Genomic DNA, 15,256 nt, shown 5'->3' on the forward strand with positions numbered 1-15,256 from the left:
CTGCCGAACCCGAGCACGACTGACCGAAGGCTCACCGGGCAGGCCCGGCCGGGTCGACCCAAGACAGGCCCGGCCGGGACCGGCCGCGGGCGCCACCGCGCGAGCCCAGGCGGGACTGGGAGGCGCGGGGGCTCTAGCGTGTGCACATGGAGATGCGCGGTGGGCGGGGCGGCACGGAACGGCTGGTCGTGATCGGCGGTGACGCCGCGGGCATGTCCGCGGCGTCACAGGCCCGCCGGCTGAAGGGGCCCGAGGAGCTGGAGATCGTGGCGTTCGAGCGCGGCCACTTCACGTCCTTCTCGGCCTGCGGCGTCCCCTACTGGGTGGGCGGCGACGTACCCGAACGGGACGAGCTGATCGCCCGCACCCCCGAGGAGCACCGCGCACGGGGCATCGACCTGCGGCTGCGCACCGAGGTCACGGAGATCGACGTGGCCGGACAGCGGGTGCGCGCGCGTGACGTCGACTCCGGCGCCGAGTCGTGGACGTCGTACGACAAGCTCGTGATCGCCACCGGCGCCCGCCCGGTCCGCCCGGACATGCCCGGCGTGGACGCGCCCGGCGTGCACGGCGTGCAGACCCTGGACGACGGGCAGGCGCTGCTGGACACGCTCTCCCGCGCGCGGGGCCGCAGGGCCGTGGTGGTCGGGGCCGGCTACATCGGTGTGGAGATGGCCGAGGCGCTGATCCACCGCGGGTTCGAGGTGACGGTCGTCAACCGCGGCAGGGAGCCGATGTCGACGCTCGACCCCGACATGGGCCGCCTGGTGCACCGGGCCATGGAGGGACTCGGCATCGCCATGGTGAACGGCGCCGAGGTCACCAAGGTCCTCACCGGCGAAGACGGCCGGGTGCGCGCGGTGGCCACGGAGGACGCCGAGTACCCCGCGGACGTGGTGGTCCTCGGCATCGGCGTCCGTCCGGAGACCGCCCTCGCCCGCGCGGCCGGCCTCCCGCTGGGCGCCCGCGGCGGTCTGCTCACCGACCTCGCGATGCGGGTGCGCGGCCATGGGAACATCTGGGCGGGCGGCGACTGCGTGGAGGTGCTGAACCTGGTCTCCGGCCAGGAGCAGTACGTTCCGCTCGGCACCCACGCCAACAAGCACGGCCAGGTCATCGGCACCAACGCCGGCGGCGGCTACGCCACCTTCCCGGGCGTGGTCGGCACGGCCGTCAGCAAGGTCTGCGATCTGGAGATCGCCCGCACCGGGCTGCGCGAGAAGGACGCCGACCGGGTGGGCCTGCGGTACGAGACGGTCACCGTCGAGTCGACGAGCCGCGCCGGCTACTACCCCGGTGCCTCCCCCATGACGGTGAAGATGCTCGCCGAACGCCGCACGGGGCGGCTGCTGGGTGTGCAGATCGTCGGGCGGGAGGGTGCGGGGAAGCGGGTCGACGTCGCCGCGGTCGCGCTGACCGCGCGGCTGACGGTGGAGCAGATGACCGCCCTGGACCTGGGCTACGCCCCGCCGTTCTCACCGGTGTGGGACCCGGTGCTGGTCGCGGCGCGGAAGGCGGTGGCGAAGGTGCGGGCCGCCCAGGGCGCCTAGGCCGTCCCGCTGATCCGCGGCAGCGAGGTCACCGCGGACCCGGACGTCACGGCCGCGGGCTGTTCCCCGGCGGGCTTCGCGTGGGACGCCGTCGGCCGCGTCGAGCGCAGCCGGTGGCTCACCGCCTCGTCCAGGGTGACGGGCCGCTGCATCTGCGAGGCGAGCCGGCCGGCCTCCTGGCCGAGCCGCGCGACATCCTCCCAGGGGAGCCGTAGCACGAGAGCCAACTCGGCCTCGCCATCGGGCAGAGCCTGCATCGCCGGAACCTGCGGAGCGTTCGTCATCGCCTGATCCTCACGTCGGTTGAGAACAGATACGCACGCCCGCCCGGCGGTGTTCACCGATTCGCGCGGCCCGTCGCGGGCAGTACTTCTGTGTGGTGATCCCCGTCCATGACGTGAACCCGGTGCGTCGCACTCCGTGGGTGACGTACGCGCTCATCGCCGCCAACCTCGTCGTGTTCCTCTCCACGCCCGGCATAGCCGGCTCCGTGGCGGGCGGCAGCGACCTGGCGCAGCTGTGCCATCTGCAGGCCTTCATGGACCGCTACGCGGCCGTCCCGCGGGAGCTGATCCACCATCAGATGCCGCGGCTGGTCCCGACCGGCGACGTGGGGCTCGGCCCGCACGGCCCGGGCTGTGTCGTGGCCCCGCCCGGCTACGCCAAGTCGCCACCGCTGTCGGTGTTCACCGCGATGTTCCTGCACGGCAGCTGGCTGCACCTGCTGGGCAACATGCTGTTCCTGCTGATCTTCGGCAACAACGTCGAGGACCGGATGGGGCACATCCGCTTCTTCCTCTTCTACGTCGTCTGCGGCTATGCCGCCGGCTACGGCTTCGCCCTGCTCAACGCCGGCTCGGGCGACCCGCTGATCGGCGCGTCGGGGGCGATCGCCGGCGTCCTCGGCGCCTACATCGTGCTGTGGCCGAGGGCGAGGGTCTGGGTCCTCGTGCCGTTCCTGGTCTTCCTGCCGCTGCGGCTGCCCGCCTGGCTGGTGCTGGGCTTCTGGTTCGCGCTCCAGGCGGTGTACTCCTCCGGGCACGGCGTCTCGGGCGCGGGCACGGTGGCGTACGCGGCGCACGTGGTCGGATTCCTGGCCGGCATGCTGCTCGCCTGGCCGCTCAAGCCCGGCACGACTCCCCCGCCGGAGCCACCGGGGCTGCTCTTCGGCAGGCGAGCCCGGCCCCGCTACACGTGGTGAGTCAGCGTGCGGTGGCGGTGTGCACGTACTCCGCGAGCCGGGTCAGCGCGTCCGGGTCGGTGTTCGGCATGACGCCGTGACCGAGGTTGAAGACGTGCCCCTCCAGGCCGGCCGCGGCGTCGAGCACCTCGCGGGCCTTGGCCTCGACGGTGTCCTTGCCGGTGAACAGCACGGTCGGGTCGAGGTTGCCCTGGAGCGCCTTGCCGGGCCCGACGCGGCGCCGGGCCTCGTCCAGCGGGACGCGCCAGTCGACGCCGACGACGTCCGCGCCGGCCTCGCCCATCAGCCCCAGCAGCTCACCGGTGCCGACGCCGAAGTGGATGCGCGGGACGCCGTAGCCCGCGACCGCGTCGAAGACCTTCGCCGAGGCGGGCAGGACCGAGCGCCGGTAGTCGGCCGGGGAGAGCGCGCCGGCCCAGGAGTCGAAGAGCTGGACGGCGGAGGCGCCGGCCTCGATCTGGACCTTCAGGAAGGCGGCCGTGATGCCGGCGAGCCGGTCGAGCAGGTCGGCCCACAGCTCGGGGTCGCCGTACATCATCGCCTTGGCGTTCTCGTACGTGCGCGAGGGGCCGCCCTCGACCAGGTAGCTCGCGAGGGTGAACGGCGCGCCCGCGAAACCGATCAGCGGGGTGCTGCCCAGCTCGCGGATGAGCAGGCCGATCGCCTCGCTGACGTAGGAGACGTCCTCGGGGGTGAGCTCACGCAGCTGTGCGAGGTCGGCACGGGTGCGGATCGGCTGCGCGACGACCGGGCCGACGCCGGGCTTGATGTCGAGGTCGACGCCGATGGCCTTGAGCGGGACGACGATGTCGCTGTAGTAGATCGCCGCGTCCACGTGGTGCCGGCGCACCGGCTGCAGCGTGATCTCGGTGACCAGTTCGGGCCGCGTGCAGGACTCGAGCATCGGGACGCCCTCGCGCACCTTGCGGTACTCGGGCAGGGAGCGGCCGGCCTGGCGCATGAACCACACGGGGGTGTGCGGCACGGGTTCGCGCCTGCACGCCCGGAGGAACGCGCTGTCGTACGTGGCGGTCGGCTGCTTGCCCGGGAGGGTGTCGTTCGCGGTCACGGGGCAAGTCTCGCATGTCCGTCGGGACCGGCGGCCCGCAGGCGGCGGCGGGGAACGGCGCGGGGTGTCTTGCCTGCACAAAGCCCCGCTTCCCCTTACTCTTCCCCGCATGGCTGCGGCTCACGGACGAATGTCGGACAGCGCTGGTGGAATGGACGATGTGAAGGACACCGACGAGGGGGACCGGCACTCCGGTAACGCGGGTCCGCCGGCGTTCCGGGCCGCGGTCGAAGCCCTGCGCACCAGCCGGCTGCGACCGCAGGTCGAGGTCGAGCCGACCCCCGCGCCGCAGCGGCTCGCCCCGCACACGTACGCCCTCGAGGCGGTCGTGGTCGACGGCGAGCAGGAGCTGGCCGACGGCCGGCTGGTGCTGCTGCACGACCCGGCCGGGCACGACGCCTGGCGGGGCACGTTCCGGCTGGTGACGCTGGTGCGCGCGGAGCTGGAGCCGGAGATGGCCGCCGATCCCCTGCTGCCCGAGGTGTGCTGGTCGTGGCTGACCGGGGCGCTGCAGTCGCGCGGGCTCGGCTACGGCGAGCCGAGCGGCACGATCACCCGCGCGAGCTCGCACTACTTCGGCGGGCTGTCGGGGCGGCCGCCCGCCTCGCAGATCGAGATCCGGGCCTCCTGGACGCCCCGCGAGGGGCTCGGCGGGGTGCCGGACACGGCCGCCCACCTGGCCTCCTGGTGCGATCTGCTGGCCCAGGTCGCGGGGTTGCCGCCGGCCGGCCCGGGCGACGCCTCGGTGGTGACGCTGCCGCAGCGCAGGGGCCCGCAGTCCCGGTGACGTGAGCGCCGGGCTCCGGCGGACCGGCCCTCCTGGGCGCCCCGTTGACCATCTCTTTGTCGATACGGCCACTTTGCGCACTCGAATCGCATCCTCGTGAGCCGATTCGATCTTCGGATGATCGATCGCGTGTCCGAATTGCGCAGATTGTTACTCACTAGATCGTGATCATTCTCTAAAGGCGGACGAGTTTGCTGCCGAAGACGACTGTGACCTTGAAAGCACGGTTCGTCCCGGCTTCATCCCCAAAGCCGGCCCCGTCCCCCCACCCCCAGGAGGCCTGGTGTCCGTTCTCCTCGAGCAGCCCGCAAGCCTGGTCGCCTACCGCCCGAACAAGCCGACCGCCATGGTGGTCGTGGCCGACCCGCGCGTCCGTTCCACCGTCACCCGCCATCTGTGGGCGCTGGGCGTACGCGATGTCATCGAGGCCTCGTCCATCGCGGAGGCTCGTCCCCGCATCGGCAACCCCCGCGACATCTGCGTCGCCGACGTCCACCTGCCCGACGGTTCCGGCCTGACCCTGCTGTCCGAGACCCGTGCCGCCGGCTGGCCCAACGGGCTCGCCCTCTCCGCCGCCGACGACATCGGCGCGGTCCGCAACGCCCTCGCCGGCGGCGTCAAGGGCTACGTCGTCACCGGCACCCGGACCAACATCGGACTCCCCAGCCGGCCCGGCGCCGCTCCCCTCGGCGCCGGTGCCCGTATGCACCGCCGCCCCCCGGGTGCCCCGAGCCACCCGGGGGGCTACCGCGAGCTGTCCGGACGCGAGGTCGAGGTGCTGCGACTGGTCGCCGAGGGCCAGTCGAACAAGGCCATCGGCGTCTCGATGGGACTGTCCGCCCTGACCGTCAAGAGCCACCTCGCCCGCATCGCCCGCAAGCTGGGCACCGGCGACCGGGCCGGCATGGTGGCCGTGGCCCTGCGCACCGGAATCATCCACTGACCCTTACCGCACCTGATACGAAGACCGCACCGGCATACGAAGACCCCGGAGCGACCTGTCCGAGGCACTCCCCGAGGAGCAATCGGTTCACCCCTGTGAACCGGCGGTTTCACCGAGCTGACTGGTTTACGACCCTCCGGCGCCCGTCGACGGAACGTTCCGGCGACGGGCGCCGTCCACACACGGATACCCTTGACAGGTGACCGACGCCCAAGACACCGCAGCAGACAGCTCCCTGCGCACCAACGGAGGCACGCCTCCCGACGACGCCGGATCTTCTGTGCTGGGGGCGCCGACTCCGTTGCTCGAACCCCGCGAGGGCATTCCGCCCGTGATCACCGACGAGGCGGCCCTCGCCAAGGTGATCGCCGCCTTCGCCGCTGGCTCCGGCCCGGTCGCCGTGGACGCCGAGCGGGCCTCCGGCTACCGCTACGGCCAGCGCGCCTACCTGGTGCAGCTGCGCCGCGAGGGCGCCGGCACCGCGCTGATCGACCCCGTCGCCTGTCCCGACCTGTCCGGCCTGGGCGAGGCGCTGTCCGGTGTCGAGTGGGTGCTGCACGCGGCCACCCAGGACCTGCCCTGCCTGCGCGAGATAGGCATGGTCCCCACCCGCCTGTTCGACACCGAGCTGGCCGGCCGGCTCGCCGGGTTCCCCCGGGTGGGCCTCGGCGCCATGGTGGAGGTCGTCCTCGGCTTCGTCCTGGAGAAGGGCCACTCCGCCGTCGACTGGTCCACCCGCCCGCTGCCCGAGCCCTGGCTGCGCTACGCCGCCCTGGACGTCGAGCTGCTCGTGGACCTGCGGGACGCCCTGGAGAAGGAGCTGGACCGGCAGGGCAAGCTGGAGTGGGCCCTGCAGGAGTTCGAGGCGATCGCGAGCGCACCGCCGGCCGAGCCCCGCAAGGACCCGTGGCGCCGGACGTCCGGAATGCACAAGGTGCGGCGGCGCCGGCAGCTGGCCGTCGTACGGGAGCTGTGGCAGATGAGAGACCGCATCGCCCAGCGGCGGGACGTGTCGCCGGGCAAGGTTCTCCCGGACGCGGCCATCGTGGAGGCCGCGCTCTCCTTGCCCGGCAACGTGCACGCGCTGGCGGCGCTGAACGGGTTCGGCCACCGCGTCGGACGGCGGCAGCTGGAACAGTGGCAGGCGGCCGTGGACCGGGCCAAGGCCTTGCCGGACGCCGCGCTGCCGCAGCCGGGCCAGCCGGTGACCGGTCCGCCGCCGCCCCGGGCGTGGGCCGACAAGGACCCCGTCGCCGCCGCCCGGCTGTCGGCCGCGCGGGCCGGCGTGTCGGCGCTCGCCGAGCAGCTCAACATGCCGCAGGAGAACCTGATCTCGCCGGACACCGTCCGGCGCCTGTGCTGGCAGCCGCCGGCCACCGTGGACGCCGCGTCCGTGGCGGCCGCGCTCACGGGCTACGGGGCGCGGGCGTGGCAGGTGGAGCAGGTGACACCCGTGCTGGTGACGGCGCTGGCGGCACAGGACGCGTAGGGCCGTCTCGGGCTCGGGCGAGGCGCGCCCTCGCCCGAGGGGCGACCGCGCGGCGTCAGGCGCGCGGTCCGCTCCCGCGGGGCCGCCGCCAGGCCCTCGGACTGGACGTGGCCGGCGCCAGGTCCTTGTACTGGACGTGGCCGACGCCAGGTCCTTGTACTGGACGCAGCCGGCCCCAGGGCCCTCATTACCGGACGCGGCCGGCGCCAGGCCCTCGTTACCGGACGTGCGCGCGGCCCGAGGCCTGGGCGGCGCGCGTGCGGACCCGGCGTCGCGAGGAGCACGAGGACGGCCCCACGGGCCCGCCGCCGGGCCCTGAGACCACGGCCGGCGTGCGGCGAGATCCCGCCAAGATGACCGCGGGGCCGGCAGGGCAGGACCATTGGTGTGACGTTCACCGCTCCAGGCGGCAGGACTGTGCAGCTACGTTACTCATAAGTAGCATGGGCACTGAGCGCGCGCTCAGCGCAGCAGTGCCATCCCGCATCTGGAGGAGAGCCATCGTGCCTCGTACCGTCAGGGACGTCGTCTTCGTCGACGGCGTCCGCACCCCGTTCGGCAAGGCGGGCCCGAAGGGCATCTACCACGAGACCCGCGCCGACGACCTCGTCGTGAAGGCGATCCGGGAGCTGCTGCGCCGCAACCCCGGTCTCGACCCGAAGAAGATCGACGAGGTCGCCATCGCCGCCACCACCCAGATCGGCGACCAGGGCCTCACGCTCGGCCGTACCGCCGGCATCCTCGCCGGGCTGCCGACGTCGGTGCCCGGCTACTCGATCGACCGCATGTGCGCCGGCGCCCTGACCGCCGTGACGACCACCGCCGGTTCGATCGCGTTCGGCGCGTACGACGCCGTCATCGCCGGTGGTGTCGAGCACATGGGCCGCCACCCCATGGGCGAGGGCGTGGACCCGAACCCGCGGTTCGTCTCCGAGAAGCTGGTCGACGAGTCCGCCCTGTTCATGGGCATGACGGCGGAGAACCTGCACGACCGCTACCCGCAGATCACCAAGCTGCGCGCCGACGAGTACGCGGTGCGCTCGCAGGAGAAGGCCGCCAAGGCGTACGCCAACGGCAAGATCCAGCAGGACCTGGTGCCGATCTCGGTGCGCCGCACCAACCCGGAGGCCGGCGAGACCGGCTGGGGCCTGGTCACCGCCGACGAGCCGATGCGTCCGGGCACCACCCTGGAGAGCCTGGCGAACCTCAAGACGCCGTTCCGCGTGCACGGCCGGGTCACCGCCGGCAACGCGGCCGGCCTGAACGACGGCGCGACCGCCTCGATCATCGCGAGCGAGGACTTCGCCCGCGAGCACGGCCTGCCGGTCAGGATGCGCCTGGTGGCGTACGCCTTCGCGGGCGTCGAGCCGGAGGTCATGGGCTACGGCCCGATCCCGGCCACGGAGAAGGCCCTCGCCAAGGCGGGCCTGTCCATCTCCGACATCGGCCTGTTCGAGATCAACGAGGCCTTCGCCGTCCAGGTCCTGGCCTTCCTCGACCACTACGGCATCGCCGACGACGACGAGCGCGTCAACCAGTACGGCGGTGCCATCGCCTTCGGTCACCCGCTGGCCTCCTCCGGCGTCCGCCTGATGACGCAGCTGGCCCGCCAGTTCGAGGAGCAGCCGCACGTCCGCTACGGCCTGACCACCATGTGCGTCGGCTTCGGCATGGGCGCGACGGTCATCTGGGAGAACCCGCACTTCGAGGGGGACAAGTGAGCACCACCGCCGAGCTTTTGCAGCAGGCTTCCGAGCTGTTCCCCGACGAGGTCGTCACCCGTGCGCACGTCCGCCACTTCGACCTGCCGGCGGGCGCGGGCCGCTTCGCGCTGATCACGCTGGACAACGGCCTGGACCACACCAAACCGACCACCTTCGGACCTGCCTCGCTGGCGAACCTGAACACCGCCATCGACCAGGTCGAGAAGGAGGCGGCCGACGGCGAGATCGTCGGTGTCGGCATCACCGGCAAGCCCTTCATCTTCGCGGTCGGCGCCGACCTCAAGGGCGTCGAACTGCTGAAGGAGCGCGAGCACGCGCTCGCCATCGGCAAGGGCGGCCACGAGGTCTTCAAGCGGCTGTCCAAGCTGGCCGTGCCCACCTTCGCCTACTACAACGGCGCGGCCATGGGCGGCGGCGTCGAGGTCGGCCTGCACTGCAGCTACCGCACCGTCTCCAAGGCGATCCCCGCGTTCTCGCTGCCCGAGGTCTTCCTCGGCCTGGTCCCCGGCTGGGGCGGCTGCACGCTGCTGCCGAACCTGATCGGCGCCGACAAGGCCGTCTCGGTCGTCATCGAGAACAGCCTCAACCAGAACAAGCAGCTCAAGGGCGAGCAGGTCTACGAACTGGGCATCGCCGACGCCCTGTTCGAGGGCGCCGACTTCCTGGAGCAGTCGCTGATCTGGACGGCGTCCGTCCTCAAGGGCGAGATCGTCGTGGACCGCCCGGTGATCGACCGCGGCGAGGCCTGGGACCAGGCCGTGGCCAAGGGCCGCTTCATCGCCGACGGCAAGGTGCACGGCGCGGCCCCGGCCGCCTACCGCGCCCTGGACATCATCGCCGCCGCCAAGAACGGCGACCTGCAGCAGGGCTACGACGCCGAGGACCAGGCCCTCGCCGACCTGATCATGGGCGGCGAACTGCGCGCCGGCATCTACGCCTTCAACCTGGTGCAGAAGCGCGGCAAGCGCCCGGCCGGCGCCCCGGACAAGAACCTGGCCCGCCCGGTCACCAAGGTCGGCGTCGTCGGCGCCGGTCTGATGGCCTCGCAGCTGGCCCTGCTCTTCCTGCGCCGCCTGGAGGTGCCGGTCGTGCTGACCGACATCGACCAGGAGCGCGTCGACAAGGGTGTGGGCTACGTCCACGCCGAGATCGACAAGCTGCTCGGCAAGGGCCGGATCGACCAGGACAAGGCCAACCGCCTGAAGGCGCTGGTGACGGGTGTCCTGGACAAGGCCGAGGGCTTCGCGGACGCCGACTTCATCATCGAAGCGGTGTTCGAGGAGATGGGCGTCAAGCAGAAGGTGTTCGCGGAGGTCGAGGCGGTCGCCCCGGCGCACGCGATCCTCGCCACCAACACCTCCTCCCTGTCGGTGTCGGAGATGGCGTCGAAGCTGCGGCACCCGGAGCGGGTCGTCGGCTTCCACTTCTTCAACCCGGTGGCGGTGCTGCCGCTGCTGGAGATCGTCCGCGGCGAGAAGACCGACGACGCCTCCCTGGCCACCGCCTTCTCGGTCGCCAAGAAGCTGAAGAAGACCGCGGTGCTGGTCAAGGACGCCCCGGCGTTCGTCGTGAACCGCATCCTGACCCGCTTCATGGGTGAGATCCAGAACGTCATCGACGAGGGCACCCCGGTCCCGGTCGCCGAGAAGGCGATCGAGCCGCTGGGCCTGCCGATGTCCCCGCTGGTCCTGCTGGAGCTGGTCGGCCCGGCGATCGGCCTGCACGTCTCCGAGACGCTGCACGGCGCGTTCCCGGACCGCTTCAAGGTCTCCCCGAACCTCAAGGCGGTCGTCGAGGCGGGCAAGCGCGGCTTCTACGTCTACGACAGCGGCAAGCCGGAGCTGGACCCGGAGGTCGCCGCGCTGCTCAAGCAGGGCGACGTCGTCCTGACGGAGGAGCAGGTGCGGGCGCGGGTGCTCGACGCGGTGGCGCAGGAGATCGGGCTCATGCTCGAGGAGGGCGTCGTCGCCGAGGCCCAGGACATCGACCTGTGCCTGATCACGGGCGCCGGCTGGCCCTTCCACCTGGGCGGCATCACGCCGTACCTGGACCGCGAGGGCGTCTCGGAGCGCGTGAACGGCAAGAGGTTCCTGGCGCCGGGCGTGGCGAGCGTGCCGGCGTAACACCGTGACGGCAGAAGGGGCCTCCGCGGCGGCGGGGGCCCCTTCGCGTGCTCAGACCGGCTGCCATGCCTCCAGCGCCAGGCCCGGCTCGTCCTTGCGCCGGGTCAGCAGCAGTTGGCCGGTGGACGGCGACAACGTTGCCGCGACGACCCGGCCGTCCTCGTCGGCCGCCAGGGACACGCGCGCGTCCAACGGCAGCCGCGGGCCCGACTCCGTCCACCAGGCCCCCGCCGACTCCAGCTCGGTCGGATACGCGGCGAAGGCGACCCGGCCGCTCGACGAGCGCTGGGCGAGCAGGGTGCAGTCGTGGCCGTCGAGTTCGCAGCGGACCGCGGAGACCGGGCCGTGGCCCGCCGCGGGCAGCAGCACGGCCGGTTCGCTGCCGGGGCGCCAGGCGCAGAGGTCGCCGCCCGTGTCGGTGTAGAAGACGGTCGTGCGGTCGGCGGAGGTCGCGAGGGCGTACAGCGTGCCCGGCCGGACCGGGGCCTGCAGGGTCTCCTGGAGAACGGGTTCGGCGCCCGGCTCCTGCTGGCGCCAGTGCAGGATGCCCCCGGGCACGGCCGCGTACAGCTCGACCAGGCCGGACTCCCCCGTCACCGCCGTCAGATCGTCCCGCACCTCGCTCCCCTTGAGGTGGCGCCAGGGCTCCCAGCCGCCCTTCGTCTTCTGCGCGAGCAGGCTCACCCCGCCCTCGGCGTCGGGGACGAAGACATGGGCGCGGCCCTGCGCGTCGACCGCGACGGCGGGCGTGCCGGTCCGGTCGCCCTTCTTGTGCGGGTGGCCGATCGGGTGCCAGTCCAGGGCGGCGAGGTGCGGGCGGAAGTGGGTGGAGTGCACCAGACCCGACTCGCCCTTCGCGGTGGGCCGCCACGACACCAGGTGGGCGTAGCCGTCGGTGCCCTGGCCGACGGCCAGGACGGGGTGCAGCCGCTGTTCGCCGCCGACCTTCCGCGGGGCGGACCAGGGGCCGCCGGGCCCGCGCTCGGCCCGGCACAGGACGGCCTCGCCGGACACCTGGTAGACACTGAGGCGGCCGTCTCGGCCGCGAAGGAGCCAGTCGCCGTTCACGGCTTCACTGTAAGCCGGGCCCGACGGGCCCCGGCCCGCACCCTCCCGGGACCGCCCACCGCCGCCGCGGGCCCCGCAACGGCCGGTACCGGGCACGGCCGCTCGGGCGTGGGCGCACCGGGATGGGCGTCTGTGTCAACGGGGCCACCGGGATACCGTGATACGGCCATGGGTGTCATCCGCCCGCCCACCGAGCGGCTCGACCTGGCGCGCACGGTGGCGGAGTACACGAGCGGGTTCGGCGCCGGCCACGGCTACCGGCGGCCGGGCCGCGCCGACCGCGAGGCCGTCGCCGAGGCGGTCGGGCTGCTGCTCGACGGACACCGCCGGGAGGCCGAACGGCGGCTCGCGGGACGGGACTTCGGCCTGCGCACCGTCGTCGACGCCGTGTCCGGACGCCGCTACGCCGAGGTGGCCGACCGCACCGACGGGACCGGGGCGCCGCGCGGCTGGGGCCGGGTGTACCTCGATGCGGACCACCGCCCCGGCTGGTCGGTGCAGGTTCCGCATCCCGCCTCCGACCGGAGCACGGAGCGGCTGGGGGTGCAGGTGCTGCGCGGCTGCCCCGGCGGGGTCCTGGTCCTCGCGGGAGCACATCGCGACGCCGGGCCCGGGAACGCCGCGGACGTGGCGCACCGCGCGGACACCGTCTTCAGCGCCGTCTGCGCCGAACTGGCCCGCCGCGGGATGCCCGGCCTCCAGATCCACGGCTTCGCCGCCTCCTCCGCGCCCGGCTACGACGCCGTCGCGTCCACCGGCGCCGGGGCCTGCGGCCGCCGGGACGGCCACAGGCTGGCGGACGCCCTGGACGCGCGCGGCCTCGCGGTGTGCCGGGCGTGGGCGCGGTCCTGCCCGCTGGAGGGCCGGCAGAACGTGCAGGGCCGCCTGGCCGACGCCGCTCACGTGCCGTTCCTGCACCTCGAACTCTCCCCCGCCGTCCGCGCCGGCGGACGCGCCGCCGGGCGTGCGGTCGCGGCGATCGGCGAGGTCACCCGCGCATGGGCGCAAGCCGCAGCGGCACCGTGAGCCAGGGGGGACCATGGAAGGTATGACGGACGCTGCACCGACCCCGGACCCCGGGGGCACGGACCTGCCCCTGCTCATCGTCGACGGCGCGAACGTGGTCGGGTCCGTGCCCGACGGGTGGTGGCGCGACCGGCGCGGGGCCGCCGAGCGGCTGCGCGACCGGCTGGCGCCGTACGCGCACTCGGGTACGGCCGGCCTGCCCGGGCCGCTGGAGCTGGTGCTGGTCGTGGAGGGGGCCGCCCGAGGGGTGCCCTCGATTCCCGGCGTACGCGTGGAGGACGCGGTCCGCAGCGGCGACGACCGCATCGTGGAACTCACCGCGGCCGCCACGGACCGGCGCTGCATGGTCGTCACCGCCGACCGCGAACTGCGCCGCCGCGTCACCGCACTGGGCGCGGAAGTCACCGGCCCCCGCACCGTGCTCTCCTGAGAACCACCGAACGCCTGTCGGCAGCCCCTGAGGGCCGGCGACCGCCGATGCCCCGCGCGGGGCCCTCTCCTGGGGCGCCGAACGCCTGTGGCATCCCTGGAGGGTGAGCGTCGGCGGCCGCCGACGCGGGGCCGGGGCAGAGGTGATGCAGGGTCAGGGGCCGGTGGCTACCGGGTGTTGCCCGCGGGCGGGTGGGGGGCGTCGCCGGCCGGGGTCCGCACGCGTTGGGCGAGCCGGCTGTGCGAGCGGCCGTAGAGGAAGTAGACGACGAGGCCGATGGCCATCCAGATGGCGAACCGCAGCCAGGTCTCGGCGGGCAGGTTGAGCATCAGCCAGAACGTGGCGCACACCGACACGACGGGCACGAACGGCACCCACGGGGTGCGGAAGGCGCGGGGCAGGTCGGGGCGGGTCCGGCGCAGGATGATCACGCTGAGCGCGACGACCACGAAGGCGAACAGGGTGCCGATGTTCACCAGTTCGGCCAGCTCGCTCAGGCTGGTGAAGCCGGCGACGATGGCGATGACCACGCCGAGCAGGATGGTCGGCCGGTGCGGCGTCTTGAACCGCGGGTGCACCCGGGAGAAGAACCGCGGCAGCAGCCCGTCGCGGCTCATCGCGAAGAACACCCGGGTCTGGCCGAGCAGCAGGATCAGGCACACGGTGGTCAGGCCGACGGCGGCGCCGAAGCTGATCACACCCGCGAACCAGGGGTGCCCGACGGCCTTGAAGGCATCCGCGAGCGGCGCCTCCACCGACAGCCGGGTGTACTTCTCCATGCCGGTGACGACGATGGACACGGAGACGTACAGCAGGGTGCAGATGAGCAGCGAGCCGAGGATGCCCCGGGGCATGTCGCGCTGCGGGTTGCGGGTCTCCTCGGCGGCGGTCGCGACGATGTCGAAGCCGATGAACGCGAAGAACACCACCGAGGCGGCGGTGAAGATGCCCATCACACCGAAGTCGGCGGGCGCCCAGCCGAACATCAGCTGGATGAGCGGGGCCTTGAGGCTGGCGCCCGCGGGCACCGGATGGGACTTCGGGATGAAGGGGCTGTAGTTGCCGCCGTGGACGAAGAAGGCGCCGGCGACGATCACGATGAGGACGACGGCCACCTTGATGGCCACCACCAGCGAGGTGATCCGGGCCGACAGCTTCATGCCGAGCACGAGGATGCAGGTGAGCACCAGCACCAGCGCGGCGGCGAGGATGTCGAAGCCGAAGCCGGTCGCGGTGTCCCGGCTCGACAAGTAGCCCGGCAGGTGCCAGCCGGCGTTGTCCAGCAGCGAGCGGATGTAGCCGGACCAGCCGACCGCCACCACGGCCGTGCCGAGGGCGAACTCCAGGACCAGGTCCCAGCCGATGATCCAGGCGGGCAGCTCGCCCAGGGAGGCGTAGCTGAACGTGTACGCCGAGCCCGCCACGGGGACCGTGGACGCGAACTCGGCGTAGCAGAGGGCGGCGAGGGCGCAGACCACGCCGGCCACCACGAAGGCCAGGGACACCGCCGGCCCGGCGTTGTTCTTGGCGACCTGCCCGGTGAGGACGAAGATGCCGGTGCCGATGATGACACCGACGCCGAAGACGGTCAGATCGAGCGCGGAGAGCGACTTCTTGAGCGAATGCTCCGGTTCCTCGGTGTCCCGGATCGACTGCTCGACGTTCTTCGTCCTGAAGAGCGAGCTGCTCACGTTCCTGCCTCCCACGCTTGTGAGACCTCGATATGGCTCAACATGATCGAGAGGGTCGGGATGCGTATGCCCCGGCACTGGCAGGTTCACGCAGGCGGGCCGGTTCCGCCACCTGACGAGTGGCGGAACCGGCCCGTGTGAGGCACGTGCCCGGT

General features: G+C 72.8%; 13 protein-coding genes. 9 read left to right on the forward strand and 4 right to left on the reverse strand.

All coding sequences use genetic code 11. The annotated features are described in order from the left end of the window. The first annotated feature begins 146 nt into the window (after nucleotides 1-146). On the forward strand, nucleotides 147-1,550 hold the full coding sequence (locus ACLU3S_RS29890) for an FAD-dependent oxidoreductase (RefSeq protein WP_413955092.1): 1,404 nt from the start codon (nucleotides 147-149) through the stop codon (nucleotides 1,548-1,550). Here the strand turns inward: ACLU3S_RS29890 and ACLU3S_RS29895 are convergent. Beyond that, nucleotides 1,547-1,834: a hypothetical protein gene (locus tag ACLU3S_RS29895; protein ID WP_413955093.1), complete on the reverse strand. Its 288-nt coding sequence runs from the start codon at nucleotides 1,832-1,834 to the stop codon at nucleotides 1,547-1,549. The genes ACLU3S_RS29890 and ACLU3S_RS29895 overlap by 4 nt on opposite strands. Nucleotides 1,835-1,926: 92 nt before the next feature. Between ACLU3S_RS29895 and ACLU3S_RS29900 the strand changes: the two genes are divergently transcribed. Continuing rightward, the gene (locus tag ACLU3S_RS29900; protein ID WP_413955094.1) at nucleotides 1,927-2,751 is read left to right on the forward strand and encodes a rhomboid family intramembrane serine protease; all 825 of its coding nucleotides are present in this window, start codon (nucleotides 1,927-1,929) and stop codon (nucleotides 2,749-2,751) included. A 1-nt stretch (nucleotide 2,752) separates the two neighbouring features. Here ACLU3S_RS29900 and hemE read toward each other — a convergent pair whose 3' ends face one another. Continuing rightward, the gene (gene hemE / locus ACLU3S_RS29905) at nucleotides 2,753-3,820 is read right to left on the reverse strand and encodes a uroporphyrinogen decarboxylase (RefSeq protein WP_413955095.1); all 1,068 of its coding nucleotides are present in this window, start codon (nucleotides 3,818-3,820) and stop codon (nucleotides 2,753-2,755) included. Nucleotides 3,821-3,929: 109 nt separating this feature from the next. On the opposite strand from hemE, the gene ACLU3S_RS29910 reads away from it, so the two are divergent. The 5 genes from ACLU3S_RS29910 to ACLU3S_RS29930 all read left to right on the forward strand — a co-directional run bounded on the left by ACLU3S_RS29910 (nucleotide 3,930) and on the right by ACLU3S_RS29930 (nucleotide 10,886). After that, a complete protein-coding gene (locus tag ACLU3S_RS29910) occupies nucleotides 3,930-4,607 on the forward strand; it encodes a DUF3000 domain-containing protein (protein ID WP_413955096.1) in 678 nt (225 codons plus the stop codon). Nucleotides 4,608-4,890: 283 nt separating this feature from the next. Beyond that, nucleotides 4,891-5,550, forward strand: a complete 660-nt coding sequence (locus ACLU3S_RS29915) for a LuxR C-terminal-related transcriptional regulator (RefSeq protein ID WP_413955097.1) — start codon at nucleotides 4,891-4,893, stop codon at nucleotides 5,548-5,550. A 199-nt stretch (nucleotides 5,551-5,749) separates the two neighbouring features. Next, nucleotides 5,750-7,039 carry a ribonuclease D gene (locus tag ACLU3S_RS29920; RefSeq protein ID WP_413955098.1) on the forward strand — a complete coding sequence of 430 codons (1,290 nt, stop codon included), beginning with the start codon at nucleotides 5,750-5,752 and terminating at the stop codon, nucleotides 7,037-7,039. Nucleotides 7,040-7,542: 503 nt separating this feature from the next. Next, nucleotides 7,543-8,760, forward strand: coding sequence for a thiolase family protein (locus tag ACLU3S_RS29925; RefSeq protein ID WP_413955099.1), 1,218 nt, complete (start codon nucleotides 7,543-7,545; stop codon nucleotides 8,758-8,760). Then, nucleotides 8,757-10,886, forward strand: a complete 2,130-nt coding sequence (locus tag ACLU3S_RS29930) for a 3-hydroxyacyl-CoA dehydrogenase NAD-binding domain-containing protein (protein ID WP_413955100.1) — start codon at nucleotides 8,757-8,759, stop codon at nucleotides 10,884-10,886. The genes ACLU3S_RS29925 and ACLU3S_RS29930 overlap by 4 nt, the downstream gene beginning before the upstream one ends. Before the next feature lie 51 nt (nucleotides 10,887-10,937). On the opposite strand, the gene ACLU3S_RS29935 is transcribed toward ACLU3S_RS29930, so the two are convergent. Then, complete coding sequence (locus tag ACLU3S_RS29935) at nucleotides 10,938-11,954, reverse strand: hypothetical protein (protein WP_413955101.1); 1,017 nt, start codon at nucleotides 11,952-11,954, stop codon at nucleotides 10,938-10,940. Between the two features lie 168 nt (nucleotides 11,955-12,122). On the opposite strand from ACLU3S_RS29935, the gene ACLU3S_RS29940 reads away from it, so the two are divergent. Together ACLU3S_RS29940 and ACLU3S_RS29945 are read left to right on the forward strand one after the other, a co-directional pair. Continuing rightward, nucleotides 12,123-12,980, forward strand: coding sequence for a hypothetical protein (locus ACLU3S_RS29940; RefSeq protein WP_413955102.1), 858 nt, complete (start codon nucleotides 12,123-12,125; stop codon nucleotides 12,978-12,980). Between the two features lie 22 nt (nucleotides 12,981-13,002). After that, on the forward strand, nucleotides 13,003-13,410 hold the full coding sequence (locus ACLU3S_RS29945; RefSeq protein ID WP_413955103.1) for an NTP pyrophosphohydrolase: 408 nt from the start codon (nucleotides 13,003-13,005) through the stop codon (nucleotides 13,408-13,410). 167 nt (nucleotides 13,411-13,577) lie between these two features. Here ACLU3S_RS29945 and ACLU3S_RS29950 read toward each other — a convergent pair whose 3' ends face one another. After that, a complete protein-coding gene (locus ACLU3S_RS29950) occupies nucleotides 13,578-15,101 on the reverse strand; it encodes an amino acid permease (protein WP_413955104.1) in 1,524 nt (507 codons plus the stop codon). Nucleotides 15,102-15,256 lie beyond the last annotated feature (155 nt).

This window comes from Streptomyces sp. AF1A (genome assembly GCF_047340315.1).
GTDB lineage: Bacteria > Actinomycetota > Actinomycetes > Streptomycetales > Streptomycetaceae > Streptomyces.

Excerpts from the sequence above, each read along its gene's own strand:
- ACLU3S_RS29910 (WP_413955096.1), top strand. The coding sequence starts at position 3,930 with ATGGCTGCGGCTCACGGACGAATGTCGGACAGCGCTGGTGGAATGGAC.
- ACLU3S_RS29945 (WP_413955103.1), top strand. The coding sequence starts at position 13,003 with ATGACGGACGCTGCACCGACCCCGGACCCCGGGGGCACGGACCTGCCC.
- ACLU3S_RS29890 (WP_413955092.1), top strand. The coding sequence starts at position 147 with ATGGAGATGCGCGGTGGGCGGGGCGGCACGGAACGGCTGGTCGTGATC.
- ACLU3S_RS29895 (WP_413955093.1), bottom strand. The coding sequence starts at position 1,834 with ATGACGAACGCTCCGCAGGTTCCGGCGATGCAGGCTCTGCCCGATGGC.
- ACLU3S_RS29940 (WP_413955102.1), top strand. The coding sequence starts at position 12,123 with ATGGGTGTCATCCGCCCGCCCACCGAGCGGCTCGACCTGGCGCGCACG.